The sequence below is a fragment of the Lentibacillus sp. JNUCC-1 genome (assembly GCF_009741735.1).
Taxonomy (GTDB): domain Bacteria; phylum Bacillota; class Bacilli; order Bacillales; family Amphibacillaceae; genus Lentibacillus_B.
In genome coordinates this window covers 607,967-625,300 of the sequence record NZ_WHOH01000003.1, presented here as the reverse complement: position 1 = coordinate 625,300, position 17,334 = coordinate 607,967, and the positions used below count along the sequence as shown (strand labels likewise).

General features: G+C 42.5%; 14 protein-coding genes and 4 pseudogenes. All 18 read right to left on the bottom strand.

All coding sequences use genetic code 11. From position 1 onward, the window contains the following. Positions 1-7: 7 nt before the first annotated feature. Positions 8-1,990 (bottom strand): excinuclease ABC subunit UvrB, encoded by a 1,983-nt coding sequence (gene uvrB, locus JNUCC1_RS13610; RefSeq protein WP_331713785.1) that lies wholly within the window; start codon positions 1,988-1,990, stop codon positions 8-10. 248 nt (positions 1,991-2,238) lie between these two features. Next, positions 2,239-3,281, bottom strand: a pseudogene (locus JNUCC1_RS13605) (multicopper oxidase domain-containing protein). Positions 3,282-3,583: 302 nt separating this feature from the next. Continuing rightward, a complete protein-coding gene (locus JNUCC1_RS13600) occupies positions 3,584-4,735 on the bottom strand; it encodes a PDZ domain-containing protein (RefSeq protein ID WP_156645981.1) in 1,152 nt (383 codons plus the stop codon). Between the two features lie 93 nt (positions 4,736-4,828). Continuing rightward, the gene (locus JNUCC1_RS19315; protein WP_331713890.1) at positions 4,829-5,053 is read right to left on the bottom strand and encodes a peptidoglycan-binding domain-containing protein; all 225 of its coding nucleotides are present in this window, start codon (positions 5,051-5,053) and stop codon (positions 4,829-4,831) included. A 153-nt stretch (positions 5,054-5,206) separates the two neighbouring features. After that, positions 5,207-6,285: pseudogene (locus JNUCC1_RS19310) on the bottom strand (S41 family peptidase); the annotation flags it as partial. A 165-nt stretch (positions 6,286-6,450) separates the two neighbouring features. Further along, positions 6,451-7,343, bottom strand: a pseudogene (ftsX, locus tag JNUCC1_RS13590) (permease-like cell division protein FtsX). Further along, complete coding sequence (gene ftsE / locus JNUCC1_RS13585; protein ID WP_156645980.1) at positions 7,333-8,019, bottom strand: cell division ATP-binding protein FtsE; 687 nt, start codon at positions 8,017-8,019, stop codon at positions 7,333-7,335. Before ftsE ends, ftsX begins: the two are co-directional and overlap by 11 nt. A 188-nt stretch (positions 8,020-8,207) precedes the next feature. Beyond that, positions 8,208-8,567 carry a cytochrome c551 gene (gene cccB, locus JNUCC1_RS13580; protein WP_156645979.1) on the bottom strand — a complete coding sequence of 120 codons (360 nt, stop codon included), beginning with the start codon at positions 8,565-8,567 and terminating at the stop codon, positions 8,208-8,210. Between the two features lie 187 nt (positions 8,568-8,754). Further along, a protein-coding gene (gene prfB / locus JNUCC1_RS13575) for a peptide chain release factor 2 (RefSeq protein WP_156645978.1) occupies positions 8,755-9,856 on the bottom strand; the annotation gives its coding sequence in 2 pieces (ribosomal slippage) (positions 8,755-9,783 and positions 9,785-9,856; 1,101 coding nt in all). A gap of 42 nt (positions 9,857-9,898) precedes the next feature. Further along, a pseudogene (secA, locus tag JNUCC1_RS13570) lies at positions 9,899-12,411 on the bottom strand (preprotein translocase subunit SecA). A gap of 171 nt (positions 12,412-12,582) precedes the next feature. Beyond that, positions 12,583-13,134 carry a ribosome hibernation-promoting factor, HPF/YfiA family gene (gene hpf, locus JNUCC1_RS13565; RefSeq protein ID WP_156645977.1) on the bottom strand — a complete coding sequence of 184 codons (552 nt, stop codon included), beginning with the start codon at positions 13,132-13,134 and terminating at the stop codon, positions 12,583-12,585. A gap of 134 nt (positions 13,135-13,268) precedes the next feature. Then, on the bottom strand, positions 13,269-13,622 hold the full coding sequence (locus tag JNUCC1_RS13560; protein WP_156645976.1) for a flagellar protein FliT: 354 nt from the start codon (positions 13,620-13,622) through the stop codon (positions 13,269-13,271). Further along, the gene (gene fliS / locus JNUCC1_RS13555) at positions 13,622-14,023 is read right to left on the bottom strand and encodes a flagellar export chaperone FliS (protein ID WP_156645975.1); all 402 of its coding nucleotides are present in this window, start codon (positions 14,021-14,023) and stop codon (positions 13,622-13,624) included. The genes JNUCC1_RS13560 and fliS overlap by 1 nt, the downstream gene beginning before the upstream one ends. Before the next feature lie 37 nt (positions 14,024-14,060). Next, on the bottom strand, positions 14,061-15,518 hold the full coding sequence (locus JNUCC1_RS13550; protein ID WP_156645974.1) for a flagellar hook-associated protein 2: 1,458 nt from the start codon (positions 15,516-15,518) through the stop codon (positions 14,061-14,063). A 21-nt stretch (positions 15,519-15,539) separates the two neighbouring features. Next, on the bottom strand, positions 15,540-15,890 hold the full coding sequence (gene flaG, locus JNUCC1_RS13545; protein ID WP_156645973.1) for a flagellar protein FlaG: 351 nt from the start codon (positions 15,888-15,890) through the stop codon (positions 15,540-15,542). Positions 15,891-15,954: 64 nt separating this feature from the next. Continuing rightward, positions 15,955-16,182: a carbon storage regulator CsrA gene (csrA, locus tag JNUCC1_RS13540; protein WP_156645972.1), complete on the bottom strand. Its 228-nt coding sequence runs from the start codon at positions 16,180-16,182 to the stop codon at positions 15,955-15,957. A gap of 3 nt (positions 16,183-16,185) precedes the next feature. Beyond that, entirely contained in the window at positions 16,186-16,644 is a 459-nt protein-coding gene (gene fliW, locus JNUCC1_RS13535; protein ID WP_197431748.1) for a flagellar assembly protein FliW, read from the bottom strand. 65 nt (positions 16,645-16,709) lie between these two features. Continuing rightward, a complete protein-coding gene (locus tag JNUCC1_RS13530; RefSeq protein ID WP_156645970.1) occupies positions 16,710-17,261 on the bottom strand; it encodes a DUF6470 family protein in 552 nt (183 codons plus the stop codon). Positions 17,262-17,334: the final 73 nt, after the last annotated feature.

Below are 17,334 nucleotides of genomic sequence, written 5' to 3'. Positions count from 1 at the left end.
TAACAAGTCACCCTTCCGCTTTAAGTTCAAAAATAACATCACGCAGTTCAGCCGCTTTTTCAAAGTCAAGCGATTTTGCTGCTTCTTTCATTTCTGTTTCCATTTGTTCGATCACTTTTTGTTTATCTTTCTTAGCCAGTTTCGATAAGCTGGCGGTTTTCTCAGTGCCTGTATCTTCATCTTTGGCCGCTATAGTTGCCCGGATCACATCACGCACGTCTTTCTTAATCGTTTTTGGCGTGATGCCGTGTTCTTCGTTGTAAGCTTGCTGAATCTCCCGGCGACGGCTTGTTTCATCAATCGCGACTTGCATAGAATCTGTTATCTTATCGGCATACATAATAACTCTACCGTTTTCATTTCGAGCAGCACGTCCCATCGTTTGTATGAGAGAACGCTGGGATCTGAGAAACCCTTCTTTATCAGCATCGAGAATCGCTACGAGTGACACTTCCGGTATATCGAGGCCCTCTCTCAACAAGTTAATACCGACGAGCACATCATATTTCCCAACACGAAGATCACGAATGACTTCAATACGCTCAAGTGTTTTAATCTCTGAGTGCAAATAAGCAACTTTCATACCAATCTCTTTCAGATAATCTGTCAGATCTTCAGACATTTTCTTTGTCAGAGTGGTAACCAACACACGCTCACCCTTATCAATGCGCTGGTTGATTTCACCGATGAGATCGTCAATTTGTCCATCAATGGGCCGGACATCAATCTCAGGATCGAGCAGCCCAGTCGGCCGGATAATCTGTTCAGTCATTTCCGGTGAATGTTCCAGTTCATAAGGACCTGGCGTTGCCGATACGTAAACAAGCTGATTGGTTTTCTTCTCAAATTCTTCAAATTGCAAAGGCCTGTTATCAAGCGCCGACGGCAATCGGAATCCATGGTCCACAAGCACCTGCTTCCTGGCCCTGTCTCCATTGTACATGCCTCTGATCTGTGGCAGTGTCACGTGGGATTCATCCACAATCACAAGGAAGTCCTCAGGAAAATAATCGATCAATGTATAAGGTGTATCCCCTTCATTGCGAAACGTCAAATGCCTCGAGTAGTTCTCAATGCCAGAACAAAAACCCATCTCATTCATCATTTCCAGATCATAGTTCGTTCTCTGTTCCAACCTCTGGGCTTCCAGCAATTTATTTTGTTCTCTGAGCTCTTTCAGCCGCACTTGCAATTCGGATTCAATCAGCTTAATGGCTTTTTGCATTTTTTCTTCACGGGTGACGAAGTGGGATGCCGGGAAAATGGCTACATGTTCCCTGTCACCGATGATTTCTCCAGTCAGGGCGTCGACCTCCCTGATCCTGTCTATTTCATCTCCGAAAAACTCGATCCGCATACAATGTTCTTCGTGTGAAGCTGGGATAATTTCTACTGAATCGCCACGCACACGAAATGTGCCGCGGTGAAAATCAATATCGTTTCTGGCATACTGAATGTCTACCAGATCACGCAGCAAACTGTCACGGTCCTTTTCCATTCCCACACGAAGCGAGAGCACCTGACTCCGATATTCTTCTGGGGAACCAAGGCCATATATACACGACACACTCGCCACGATGAGTACATCCTGGCGTTCAAATAAAGACGATGTTGCAGAGTGTCGGAGTTTATCAATTTCATCATTGATGCTCGCGTCTTTCTCTATAAAAGTATCAGTGGAAGGCACATAAGCTTCCGGCTGATAATAGTCGTAATAACTAACGAAATACTCAACAGCATTATTTGGAAAGTATTCTTTAAATTCACTGTAAAGCTGACCTGCCAGTGTTTTATTATGCGCAATGACCAGAGTTGGCCGGTTAATTTCTTTAACAACATTGGACATCGTAAACGTCTTCCCTGTCCCTGTCGCCCCCAGCAAAGTCTGATGACGCTGGCCAGTAAGAACCCTCTCGACAATCTCTTCAATTGCACTTGGCTGATCACCTTGTGGGTCATAAGGCGATACAAGATCGAACGTATTCTCCACAACGCAAGCCTCCCATCACGTTATCCTTAGTCTAGCATATATGATACTTTCTCAAACAAAGAGTCGGCCTTATTGCCGGCTTGTTAGAAACAAATTTCATTATATCATAATCAGAACAAACATTCGATTGTTTTGCTCGGTATCCACGCCCTGATATCTATTTACAGCATTCCCTTTTAAACATCCCATTTAAACGCCTTAAAAAATCGCCCTCCAGATTGGAGAGCGATTTGTTCGTAACCGGAATATTATTCAGTGACTTCAATAAATCCAACAGCACCCTTTGTTGCGTGATTAAACTGGTGGGTAACAAATGGGTACTTGCCAGCTTCTTTCACAGTGAATTCTACGACTGCACCGCCACTTGCAGGGAGCAGAACAGTTTGCATGCCTTCGTAGTGGTTCGCCGGGTTGCCGTCAATGTATACATCGTCAAACATTGTACCCACGACATGGAAGCTGCTTACCTCATTTGGCCCCACATTGTTAATGTAAAGTCTGACTTTGTCACCAACTTTTGCAGTGAGCGGATTGTCTTTAACAGCTGTTGTAGTGCCATTTGTGTTTGGCTGACCTTCATGGAGTGCTTTTGTAGAGAATACAACCTGAGAAGGCTCTCCATCCATCATGTCCTGCATATCGTTATATTTGTACCATTCGTTTTGAATAACCACATACTCTTGGTCAACTTCCTCATCTGTCGGAAAACCGTCTTTAGGTTCGACAATGATGACACCATGCATGCCGTTAGCGATATGCGCCAAAACTGGATCTGTACCACAGTGATACATGAAGACCCAGGGTTTGATGCATCGTAAGAAAATGTTCCTTCTTCATTTGGCATAACATCTATAAAGTTCTTGTCAGGTGCTGTGTGTACAGCGTGGAAGTCCATGCTGTGGGGTATTGAAGGATCTTTGTTTTCCAATGTGAAATGAATCGTATCTCCTTCTTCCACAACAATCAGCGGTCCAGGTGCTTCACCGTTGAATGTCCATGCTTTATAATCATAGCCAGGTTCGATTTCAATATCCGTAATTTGTGCTGTCATTGTTACATATACGTCTGTGCCATCCCGTTCCATTTCTAGCGGTACAGCGGGGTCGTTCAAATCTTTATGAGGTTCAATGATATTGGTATCTTCGCTTGCACTGACACCTTGAACATCCATATCAGCATCATCTTTATTGTCTTTTAAAGTGTTTTCCGCAGTACCTCCTGCACAAGCTGTAAGCACTAAAACCAGAATACTTAAAACGACCAACAGACGAACTTTCATTTTACCAAACATATTCCTCACCTCATTTTAGTTAGATAAGATGTTGCCTATTATCGGTTGCTGTATCTTATCTTTGATTCTATTGTATGATATGGTGAGATGATCACATGTGATATAAATCACATTAAAATGTAGCTTTATGGCTAATGTGTGAACGCCTCAATTGTTACTATACCAATAGTGTTAACTGTATTTAACTCTTATACAATTTTATTACTATGTGAACATTTGAACATAACCGCAAAAAAAAGGCCACTGGAAACATCTTTCCAGTGGAGAGCTGATAGACTAGGAGGGCAGCCGAAATGGGGGCTTTACAAATAGGATGCCCAGTTCATGGTGTTCCCCTCATATAAGGCACCTTGCACAAAGCGCACTTCGCCACGCGTATCAATCAATTCTAATTTGAAAAAGGCGCCACTGCCCTGCAAGGCTTCATAAAATGATTGAATCGATGCCACTTGTTGACCGTTTACTTTTTTGACATGGTCCCCTGCTATGATATCGAGGCGTTCTGCCGGTGAATCCGGAATGATGTCAAGAATGGTTAGCCCGCCATCCCCTGCAGGAAAATAGGGACGTTTGCTTGATTCTGAAACACGATGCCGATAGTTGATCCATTCCTTGCCTACAATACCGAATACAATGGCAACTGCAGACAGCCATCCGGCAAAAACGCTACCAATGGATAATAAGAGAACAAAGAAACCGAGCAATATAATAGATCCAGCTAATTTCTCAGCCGCTTTTTCAGGCTGTGATCCTCTGGCTGCATAATCAAACCCGATTATAAACGGAAATACCAGCAACCCGTATGAGTCACCACCAAAAGAAACATACGGCCAGTATTCAGCGAATGGTTCGATAGCTCCAGCTGGAATTAAAGTAAAAAATGGAATGACAGCCATTTTACCCAAATGATGTTGCCCGATCCAGCCACCCCGCTCGCTCAGCATTAAATCAGGATATGTATGAGATTTTTTCACCCGTTTCAGGATGATTCCCTCAACAATTAAAAACACTCCCAGAAGAATGGCAAGTCCAACAAAATTCGTATTCGAAAACAGGTTTTTTTCAAAATATGATTGACGGGTGAATATTAATGGCAGAAACAGAAGCACGATATATGCCACACCAATTGTATAACTTGCCGACAGAAGGGTCAGTCTGAATGACACACTCAACAGAATAACGACAACAGCAAGAACCATAAGGGTTTGATAAGAAAAAACAACACCGACGCCGACCATGAGCAATGATATAACAGCACCAATGATCAGAGACGGGAGAATGGTATAAGATACTTCAGTTCCTTGACCAAATATTTTCATTCCGAAGTTGCGCCGGTCACGCTGATGACGTTTTAACCCTACAATAAGTACCAGTAAAACAGCCCAATACAATAAAGGGTTAAGAAACAGTCGTCCAACGCCTTTTAACAGTTCAATGCCCCAATCTACAAGCATAGTCATCACCTGCTCCTGCATCCCTTTTTTAGTGCCCCTTCAGCATGAATACCCCCACTGATGCAGGAAGTATTCATGCTTGTACGGAGCGGCTTATGATTCATACAATGCATTTAATGCTTTTTCCATTTGTTGATCGTCCTCACCATTACGGACTTTCTCCACAACCATTTGCTGAAGCTGTCCGGCCGTTTCACTATCAATTTCCCCAGTCACCTGAAGAGAATTATCTTTTTGAAAGGCCTTTACAGCTTTTTCTGTAGCCTTACTAAAGTATCCGTCTTTACGGTCTGTATCATAGCCCAGCCCTTCAAGCATGACTTGAATGTTTTTGATCTTTTCTCCTGTTTGATCATATGCGAGTGTGTTTTCGATATCTACAGGACTCGTATAATAGTAATCAGGCTGCTTAACTTCAATTGTAGGTTCAACACCGACCTCATTGATCCAGTTCCCCTCAGGAGAAAGCCACTTCATAATGGTCAATTTTACTGCACTGCCATCCTCTGCAATCGGAACTGCATTCTGAACGGTTCCTTTGCCATAGCTCGTTTCGCCAAGGACCTCATAACCTGCTTCTTTCATGGCGACGGCGAGTATCTCTGAAGCCGACGCACTTCCTTCATTAATCAGAACATCAACAGGGTAATCTTTTTTTGCTTCTAAATCAGAATAATGCGGTGTTTTCGTTCCATCAGGTTTTTCGATTTGCAGATAAGGCATATCTTGTGGAATGAACAGACCTAATATGTCTTCTACAACATCCAAAATCCCCCTGGATTACCGCGTACATCTATGACAAGACCTTCTATTCCCTTTTCTTCAAGTTTATTAAGGTGTTCAGAGAATTCCTGTGCTGTTTTCTCTGAGAAAGAAGCAATTTCAATGACACCCGTTTTCTTGCCCTCGACAGTTTTCATTTCAGAATAAACAGTCTCGACAGGTATTTCATCTCTGACAAGTGTTACATTAAAGGGTTCAGAGACACCTTGCCGCTGTATTTCAAGCACTACTTCAGAGCCTTTCTCACCACGGATTTTCTCAACTGCCTCATGAAGATCCAGGCCTTTAATGCTTTCGCCGTCCACGCTGAGCACCTTGTCATTTGGACGCAAACCTGCTTCTTCAGCAGGAGAATCTTTAATAGGTGAAACGATTGTGATTGCGCCATTCGTTTTACTTACCTCAGCACCAATGCCTTCAAAAGAAGACTCAATCTGCTCAGTGAAGGATTTCACTGTTTCAGCGTCCATATAAGATGTAAAAGGGTCATCCAAAACTTCAAGCATTCCTTGAATAGCCCCTTCTATAAGTACTTGATCATCAACATCTTCAATGTAATTCTCTTTAATCAATGCATATGTCTGCATAATTTTCCCCATATTAGCTGAGTGAGGAACATCTTTAGGCGTGCTGTCCAGTGCTTGGTCAGGGACCGTTTGCTCACTTGGTTGTTCTCCTGACTGAGCCAGTTTGAACCCTGCAAAAGCGCCGCCAAAACCCAACACAAGTGCTAGCAGCAGTACAATAACAATTTGCGTTTTTCTCATCTTCATTACGTCACCTCTATCTTTTACACCTTATTTGAACAAAGGGTTATTGCTTCATTATACGTTAAAACAAGGCTTTTAGAAATTAAAGACATCACATTTTTATGTGATGTCTTTAATCGTACATGCTATTTGTTCATTCTGCAATTCTTAATCATCATTGTTTTAAACCTTTAGGAACTTGCGGACACTCATAACACTTCCCCAAATGCCGATAATGGCTCCAATACCCAAAACGAGGAGTGATAATTGCCATGCAAATGGATTGAAAGGCAAAATGGCAAAGAAGCTGTAATTAATTCTCTCCACCAAGTTGGCGTCAATATAATAATAGCCTCCCAGCACGACCGCTATTGGTATAAGCGAACCAAGCACGCCAAGGAACAGGCCCTCCACGAAAAATGGCCAGCGGATAAAGCTGTTCGTTGCTCCAACAAGCTTCATAATACCGATTTCCCTGCTGCGGGCCATAATGGTTAGTTTAATGGTATTCGAAATCAAGAAGATCGCCGTCAGAAGCAACCCGCCAATAAGGACAATGCCGATGGTGCGGGCGTATTTATTAAACTGAAACAGTGTACTGACGACATCCTGTCCATAATTGACTTTATAGACATTTGCCATGTCTTTTATTTTGCCGGCAACCCGCTCGGTATCTTCAGGATGAACAGTTTTAACAATATATGTGTGACGCAAAGGGTTGTCCTGATCAATAAGCCCCAGGAATCTCCTTCATCACCCATGCTATCCATAAACTTTCTCAGTTCTTCATCATTGGAAGAAAACACAACAGAATCTATATCATCAAGTTTTTCAATTTCTTTACCAAGTGCTTTAATGTCCTCTTTACTGGCAGTCAAATCTATTAGGGCATTAATCTCTACATCTTCTTCAACCTTTTTGGCCATCTCATTTAAGTTCAGCATAATCGTTAAAAAAGCACTGACAAGTACGAGTGTTACTGTAACAGCACCGATTGATGCAACTGACATCCAGCCATTCCGGAATATATTTTTAACACCTTCACGGAAATGGCGCTTTAGTGTTCTAAATTTCATAACCGTAGTCACCCCGTTGTTCATCACGCACAATAATTCCGTTTTCTATTGCTATGACACGCTTTTTAAATGTATTGACGATTTCTTTGCTGTGGGTTGCCATAATAATGGTTGTCCCTGTGTCATTGACTTCTTCAAGTGAGCGCATAATCTCCCAGGAAGTTTCCGGATCCAGGTTACCTGTTGGTTCATCGGCAATCACTAATTTTGGCCGGTTTACGATCGCTCTGGCAATTGAAACACGCTGCTGCTCACCACCGGATAATTCATCAGGCAAAAACCGCGCCTTGTTCTTTAACCCAACCAGTTCCAGCACATCCATCACACGGCGCCGGATATTTTTAGGCGTTTCTTCAATAACTTCAAGAGCAAAAGCGACATTCTCATATGCCGATAATTTCGGCAGCAGTTTAAAGTCCTGGAACACAACACCGATGTCACGTCTCAAGTAAGGGATATGCCGTTCTTTAATCTTTTGCACGTCTTTCTCGTTGATAATAATTTTACCTTCGCTCGGTTTTTCTTCCCGGTACATCAATTTAATAAATGTGGATTTCCCGGCTCCACTCGGCCCCACAATATAAACAAACTCACCCTGTTTGATGTCAACATCAATGCCATTTAAGGCAGTGACACCATTGGGGTATTTCTTATATATATCTTCCATTAGTATCATTTTAACTCACCTTTACGCTAAGTAATTGGGCAGGCATGATGATCACACCCATAACCTTTACTCATTATAACATTTTTCGTCATTAATTTTATCGGTAAAATTATTACATTTACATTTCACCGCATTACAATTTGTCTCAAAACACAAAAACTGCCCGGCGATTGCCGGACAGTTTCTTTATGCGTAAATTACTTTTTGTTGGCTAACCAGCTTGCAATGGTTTCTGCATCTTCATCAGAAACTTGCTTTTGAGCTGGCATTTGGCCCATACCGTTATGGATGATGTCAATAATGTCTTCTTTGGAATGATCTGCACCAACTGATGTCAGGTCAGGTCCCATTCCACCGCCAAGGTCACCGCCGTGGCAAGAAGCACAGTTGCTCTTGTAGATGTCTTCTGCGGCCCCTGCGTCGACTGATTCACCGCCGTTGTTGGCGTCCCCGCCGTTATTTCCGCCGGCGTTGTCTCCGCCATTGTCACCACCGCCGCCACATGCACCAAGCGTTAGCACGGTTCCAAATAAAATTGCCATAAGCCATTTCTTCATGAATGAAATCCCCCAATCCAAAAATAGTATATAAAACTTGTCTCTTTCATTATAACCGATAGCACCATATTTTAAACAAATTTCTTTAATGAATCATACCGCCTAAACAGGTAGAACCTTCCAAGTTTCCAGCATTCGCGAGCGTTTGCTTAAATGTGGCAGCTTATTGACATTTTTTGAACGGCATTTAATTCATCTGTGACCTAAGATACGCATCGATAAATGGATCAATATCACCATCGATTACACCTTGGGCATTGCCAGCATCAATATTGGTCCGGTGATCTTTAACCATTGTATACGGATGAAAAACATACGAGCGGATCTGACTGCCCCAGCCAATTTCCTTTTGTTCTCCGCGAATGTCATCTAATTCCTGCTGCTGCTTTTCAAGTTCCACCTGATATAATTTTGCCTTAAGCATTTTCATCGCAGTTTCGCGGTTTTTAATTTGTGACCGCTCAGATTGGCATGTCACAATGATGTTAGTAGGAACATGCGTCAGTCGAACGGCAGAGTCTGTTTTGTTTACGTGCTGACCCCCTGCGCCACTTGCTCTGTACGTATCCATTTTAATATCTTCATTTTTAATATCTATATCCACATCATCGGTGATCTCAGGCAAAACATCACATGACACAAACGATGTATGCCGTCTGCCTGATGAATCAAATGGAGATATCCGAACGAGACGATGAACACCTTTCTCGGCTTTCAGATAGCCATAAGCGTTATGGCCTTTAATAAGCAATGTAACACTTTTCACCCCGGCTTCATCGCCAGCAAGATAATCAAGCGTATCGACCTGGAATCCTTTCTGTTCTGCCCAGCGCTGGTACATTCTTAACAACATGCTGGCCCAGTCCTGTGATTCAGTTCCGCCTGCACCAGGATGGAGTTCAAGAATGGCGTTATTGGCATCATATGGATCACTCAGAAGCATTTGCAGTTCGAAATCACTGATGTCTTGACTAAGCGCCTGCGTTTGTTCATCCAGATCTTCAAAAAGTTCTGTGTCATTCTCTTCTTTAACGAGTTCATAGGAAACTTCAAGATCTTCAAGTTGCTGTTCAATTGATTCAAAATCTCCGACATAAGACTTGAGCCCATTCACTTCATCAATGACTTTTTGCGCGCTGGCCTGGTCATCCCAGAAAGAAGGTGCCGTCATATCCAGTTCCAGCTCTTCTATGCGTTGCTTCTTTGTATCGAGGTCAAAGAGACCCCCTAAAGTCCGCAATGCGTTTTTCCATCTGATCCAATTTCTGTCTGATTTCAGTCATGTCCATATCATTCACCTCTAGTTAGTGTATTAAATCAAGTTGCAGTTTTTATTTGCCGTGGCAGTTTTTATATTTTTTGCCGCTGCCGCAAGGACATGGGTCATTACGCCCCACTGTGTTTTTCTTGATATAAGGTTTTCTGCGTTTTTCGCCTTCCTCTTGTCCGCCTGAAACAGCCTGAGTGTTTTTCACAACGCTCTCGCGCTGCAGATTATCCCTGATTTGGGCTTTCATAATATATTTAGCCACTTCATCTTCAATGCTTGCGACCATTTCCTCAAACATCGCAAAGCCTTCCATCTGATACTCACGCAATGGATCGTTTTGTCCATATGCGCGCAGGTGAATACCTTGTCTCAACTGATCCATCTGGTCGATATGGTCCATCCACTTGGTGTCAACTGTTCTCAGTAAGATCACTTTTTCGAATTCATTCATCTGTTCTGGTGTGAGTTCCTCGACTTTTTCATCGTACCGGGTGCGGACTTTATCCATGATCAGATCAATCATTTCTTCTGGGTCTTTCCCTTTAATGTCTGTTACTTCAACATCACCTGGATCCAGAAGGCTGCCCTCCACATATTCAATGATGGAGCTCAGCTGCCAGTTCGCATCGTCGTCATCTTGAGTATGGGTGCTGACAACACGCTGAAGTGACGAAAGAATCATGTTTTCAATAATCTCACGGAGGTCTCCTTCAGCATCAATCACATCAAAACGCTGTTTATAGATAATCTCACGCTGTTCACGCAGAACGTCGTCGTATGAGAGCACTGTTTTACGTGCATCAAAGTTATTACCTTCGACCCGTTTTTGGGCTGACTCTACAGCTCTTGAGACCATTTTGCTTTCAAGCGGCTGAGAATCGTCCATGCCTAAACGGTCCATCATGGATCTCAAATTATCGGACCCAAATCTGCGCATCAATTCATCTTCCATGGATAGATAAAACTGCGTAACACCTGGGTCCCCTGACGTCCGGAACGTCCGCGGAGCTGGTTGTCAATCCGGCGTGATTCGTGTCGTTCTGTACCGATAACAGCAAGGCCGCCCCGTTCTTTTACCCCGTCTCCAAGCTTGATATCTGTACCGCGGCCAGCCATGTTTGTGGCAATTGTTACAGCACCCGGCTGACCTGCATTTTCAATGATATCTGCTTCACGATAGTGATTTTTAGCGTTTAGGACATCATGTCTGACACCTGCTTTTTTGAGCAGCTTGGAAATGACCTCGGATGTTTCAACAGCGACCGTACCAACCAAGACCGGCTGGCCTTTTTCGTGACGCTCTTTTATATCTTGTGTGACGGCATTAAACTTGCCCTCAACGGTTTTGTAGATCATATCTGCTTTATCATCACGAATGATCGGTTTATTTGTCGGAATTGCAATAACATCCATGTTGTAAATGTTACGAAATTCTTCTTCCTCCGTTTTTGCTGTACCTGTCATTCCAGACAGTTTGTTATACATCCGGAAAAAGTTCTGGAACGTAATGGAGGCCAACGTCATACTTTCATTTTGAATATGCAGACCTTCTTTTGCTTCAATCGCCTGGTGCAGCCCATCACTATAGCGACGTCCTTTCATGAGACGACCGGTAAACTGGTCTACAATGACAACTTCATCTTCCTGTACCACATAATCCATATCACGATGCATGGACACATGAGCCTTCAAAGCCTGATTAATATGGTGTGTCAAGGATACGTTGTTTAAATCGAACAGATTTTCAATTGAGAAAAACCGTTCAGCCTTATTAATCCCTTCTTCAGTCAGTTGCACACCTTTTGTTTTTTCGTCATACGTATAGTCGGTTTCCTTGGTCAGTGTGCTCACAAATGAGTCTGCCTGCTGGTACATGGAGGCAGATTTCTGAGCCGATCCTGAGATGATGAGCGGTGTTCTCGCCTCATCAATCAAGATGGAGTCAACTTCGTCAATAATGGCAAAGTTAAGTGGGCGCTGTACCATTTGTTCTTTATACAGCACCATGTTATCCCGAAGATAGTCAAATCCATACTCATTATTTGTTCCATATGTGATATCACTGTAATAAGCTTCACGCTTTTCTTCTTTTGACAATCCATTTCCATTCAAACCAACTGTTAAGCCCAGGAATTGAAACAATTCACCCATTTCCTGCGCGTCACGCTCAGCCAAGTACTCGTTGACCGTAATAATATGGACACCATTTCCGGACAAAGCGTTTAAGTATGCGGGCATAGTTGATGCGAGTGTTTTACCTTCACCTGTTTTCATTTCCGAAATATTGCCTTCATGTAATGCAATGGCACCCATAAGCTGTACGGGAAACGGACGCATGTTTAGAACGCGTTTAGCTGATTCCCTGACAACAGCATAGGCTTCAACGAGCAAATCATCAAGCGTTTCCCCGTTGTTATATCTTTCTTTAAATTCCTCTGTTTTATTAACCAATTCGGCATCTGACAGGCGTTCAAAATCAGGTTCCAGCGCTTCGATCTGATCTGCTTTCTTTTGCAGACGGTTAAGCTGTTTCTGATTCCCATCACCGAATATTCTTTTTAGCAAACCTGCCATGTTCATAGCACCTCGATTAAATGAAAAATCTTTTGATCATAACACTTATAATAACACTTTCACACACATCATGACAACTACACACGTTCCTGCGCAAGCTTATGGCTCTTAAAAAAGGTGATCCCATCTCGAGGATGGGATCACCTTTATGAGCATTGAATACCCTTTTATTTAGCTGTTTGGTTCAATCAAACCGTATTTACCGTCTTTACGGCGATAAACAACGTTTGTTTGATTTGTTACCGCATTTGTGAAAACGAAGAATGCGTGTCCAAGCATATCCATCTGCAATACAGCTTCCTCAGAATCCATTGGCTTTAAATTGAAACGTTTTGTACGAACAATTTCAACTTCATCAGATTCACTCTCGGGTTGCTTGGCTTCATTTTCCATCTCCGCAAATATATGTTTGGGCGCGCCCTCTTTTTTAAACTTGCGGTTCACTTTTGTTTTGTATTTACGAATCTGTCTTTCCAGTTTGTCCACGACTAAGTCAATTGCAGCGTACATGTCCACATGTTCTTCTTCTGCTCTCAGCAATAGATCAGTCATGGGGATGGTTACTTCGATTCGCTGCTCTTCATTATAGACACTTAAATTAACATGTACCTCGGATGTAGGTGGTGTATCAAAATACCGCTCAAGCTTACCAACCTTTTTCTCGATGTAGCTCTTAATGGCACCTGTCACCTCGATATTTTCACCACGAATGTTATAACGCATATAAGTGTCCTCCTTTCATCCTTATACCTATATTATACTATGTTTCCCCTGTAATTACCTCCAAAAACCATTAATTATTAAATATTGATAGTTTAATAAGGGCTGAACCTTGTTGACATGGGATTTAGAAAAATTTATTTTTTGCTATCCATGAACATCCCATCCATTGTTTGCACATTTTGATAGGGGTTGGTATAAGATTGATTGTTTTTCTTAAGCTGCTTAATCTGTTTCATTTCTGTTTTCAATTCAGCAAACAGCTGATCCATTTCTACTTTAATAGATTGATTCAGCTCGACAACTTGTTTGCCGATTTGCTTTTCTTCTTCTGTAAATGGCGGTTGAATATGCGACATTATGCGACCGCGTTCTTCCACCAATTGGTTCATCTCATCAATCAGCTGTTCCCGACTCTGTTTTGTATCAGATGATCCAAACAAACCTGCCAGTCTTTCGGTGACATCCAGCAAATCCTCAAGCTTATGCATTAGACCCGGGCACCTTGAGCGTATTGCTTCTGTCTTGTTTGCAGAAGAACTTGTTTCCAGGTATCTCGAAATTCTGTTGTAAAGGATAGAGCTTCTTGCAAATGTTCTTCACTGTTTTTAACATTTCCTTCACGCAGACAGTGGAGAATATAATCATACAAGGGCAGCATCTCTTTGGAAATGTCAATTGTCTGATCCAGTGTCAGCATCAATTCATGAATGATATCCTGGGCTTTTTTGATATTTGTATTTTTCGCTTCATAATCTTTGTTATGAAGATCTGTTACGGCTTTTTTAATGAATTTGATACATCCGTTGTAGAGCATAAGTGTTAATTCCCCACCAGATGCCGTATTGACTGAATTTGTTTTATAGGCTTCATACTTTTTCTGATAAGCCATAAATCATGCACTCCTTATTAAAGACATTAGGCTATCCCTACATCCCGCCGCCGAATTGGCTCATCAACTGCTGGGATTGCATATTCATACGCTGGATGGCTTTTTCCATAGCGGTGAATTCATTCCAGTACCTTGTTTCTACACGTGTCAATTTAGATTCAAAATCTGACATTCGGCTGTTGAGGTCTTTCATGCGTTTTCCCAAGGTATAATTCTCAAGTGTGGATGTACCCTTGCCAGCTCTTATCTCAATCTTGCCCATTGTTGCTTTGACAGCATCCTCCACGCGATTGATAATTCCGCGCTCTGCCCCCTCAACGTTATTGGAGAATAATTTCTTCACATCTTGCGGGTTTTCTCTCAGTGCTTCCTTCAGCTTATCTTCATCCACTTCAAGCTTCCCGCCGTTCAAATAATTGCGGCCTGTCGAAATACCGATCTCGGTAACAGATGTGTACTGAGAGTCATTTTTTACCTCAGAATACCAGCTGCGCCTCAGATCAAACATGCCATTTGTGATAAGCGTCTCACCACGCAGCATGCCGCTTTTGGCTTTTTCCTCCCAAAGCTCAATTTCCTTTTCCGACATTTCTTCCTTTTGCTTTGAAGTCAGCGGCGGGAAATCGCGATATTTGTCCTCTTGCTGTGATTCATTTAATGTATCAATCGTTTTATTATACGTATCTACAAACTTCATAATCGAATCAAAGGTATGGTCGACATCGTTTTTAACCGTTAGGCTGGCATCGCCTTTTCCTTTGAACTCGAAATTAATGCCGTTTAGCTCATAGGAATTGTTTTTGGAAGTGAGTTCAACCCCATTGTAGTAAAATGTGGCCTCTTTTCCATTTTTAGTGGTGAACTCTGTTCCAGACATCCCCATTCGTTGTTCAAAAAAACTTTGACCGTTTTTCCCCTGCCCCTTGATAGAGATCTCTTTCTCAAGGGTACCTGTCAGCGTTGATTCCATAATGATTTTCTTTTGCTGGTCATCATAAAATGCTCTAACATCATTGTCGCCATTTGTAATCTTTTTTAAGACATCTCTAAGGCTATCTCCAGACTTGATTTCAAAAGAAAATGGCTCTTCGTCTGCTTTTTCATTGAATTCCAGGGTGTAAGTTCCTTTCCAATTTTCACCTAATTCTATATCAGGATCCTCAACATTCCCGCTCATATAAACTGTAGCTGTGGCCAGATTTTCTACATTAATGTTATAAGCTCCTTCTGACGCGTTTGCATTTGCAGTTGCAGTCACGGCGGATTCATTGGACGAGCTAACTGCTTTCGATTCATAAGTCTTGCTCAGTTTCATATCGAGCATAAGCTGATTCAGATCGTGCAAGGACTTGTTCATATCCCGAAAACTGTCACGCTTCCAGGTTAAAGTTGTTTTATCTTGTTCCATTCTGTCGAGCGGCATCCGCTCTGCTGTCATCAATTTATTGACAAGCTGATCAATATCCATTCCTGTTGCCAAGCCACCGATTCGCATGTGCAGGGCCCTCCTTTATCTTTAAACCTTTTCATCGACGAGCAAGCCCATGAATTCGGCCATTGCTGCGTACATATCCAGCATTTTCTTTGGGGGAATTTCCTTAATGACTTCATGTGTGACCGGGTTGACTACTGTTACGTAGTACTCATTCAGATCTTCATGAAGTTGAAATTTCAAATCTGTTTTCAAAGGTTTGGCGAGTTCGTTCATTTTTGTAACGGCTGTTTCTACCTTGGCCGTTGAAATGATCTCCTCATCATGCAAAACAATTTTATCGCCATTGTCTTTTTGTTCTGGGACTGGACGCGGTCCCTGTTCTGTCTGCTGTTTCAATGGTGTTGCAAAGCTTTGTGCATTGTCAACTTTCATTCCTTACAGCTCCTCATCCGTATCTTTACTTTTTATATCGGATGTTTCTGGAAATTATAAAGCCCTATTTTCGGTGTTGATCTGATAATTTCTCCAAAAAGTTTTGAGGGAGGTTGGCGGCTTCGCTGTTCTCATGTTGAATTTGCAAATAGACTTCGCGCCTGTGTATATCGACAGACTTAGGAGCTTCAATTCCAATTTTCACTTGATCACCAGTGATTTCCAGCACTTTTATTTCAATATCTTCGCCGATCTGGAGCGATTCACCTGATTTTCTCGTTAAAACAAGCATGACTCAGTCCCCCTCCGTCTCAGACATTTCCGGGGTGGTCACCGGCGCTTTCACGAACCAAGTGTCATCCTGAAGTATGTGCTGCTTCCCAAGTCGGGAGCGTGTATTAAGTATGAGAGGTGCTTTGAGGTTTAAGGTGCTTTTCTCGAAAGGTTCCTTAAGCGTTACAATCACAGCCACCGCAGTATCTGCTTCCTGCTCAATATCAATTTGTTGCGCAACATGATCCTCCAATTCAAACGAATAATTCGGATAGAACTGATGCGGGTTTGTGATCACAAATGCCAAGTCCGGTGTGTTGACTGACTGTAAAACGTGAAAAAGCTGATTCCCAGGCAGATCTAAAATAACAAATGATGTTTCCTCTGCAAAACCTGGAAGGCCAGAAGCGAATGTAAAAAGTTCATGCTTATCAATCGTTGTTTCACCAAAATATTTCGTTTGTATCTTTTGAGTATCCAAAAATACCACTCCCTTTCCCAACTCTAAATGCATCAGAAGGGAAGAATCCTCTTATCTAAAACCTCTTAAACAAAATCTATTTCCAGTTCAGGGTATTGGGCCATTTCTGTTGTGACCTGGCCAGGTTCATAATGGTGCACAGGCTGATGTGTTTGGACGTCAATTATAGGACGCTGAGCCGTAATATCCGTATGAATTTTGGCTGGCTCATAGTTGATCGCAACCGCGAACCGTGACGGGATGAAGTCGATCCCAAGCGGCTTCATTTGACGGGAGCTATTCGTTTGGGCTTGTTGAGTGAGGGGATTGCCGCCGTCTTCGATTTTCATAAGAGCCGTGCCCTCACTTGCTCTTCGCCCTGCTCCTTGCTTAGCGGCTTTAAGACCTTCCGCAGCATGCTGTTTGTTTAATTTAGTGATGCTCATCAGATTCATGTCTGCCCATGCTTGAGATTGATCAATCGTTAACCGGCCTTTTTCTGTGTTCATTTTTATAATGGCTTGCGGCTGTTTGATAGACAGCTCAGCACGGGGCTGCTCAATTGTCTGTTTGGCCTCTGTATGATGGATCGCAATCCTGCCCATTTGTGATTGCATACGAATTTGCTGCATATTCATGAGCACCCCTCCAATCAAAAATCAATCAAAAACCCTGGATTAAGCCAATAAGGCACCAGGGTTGTTCGAACAA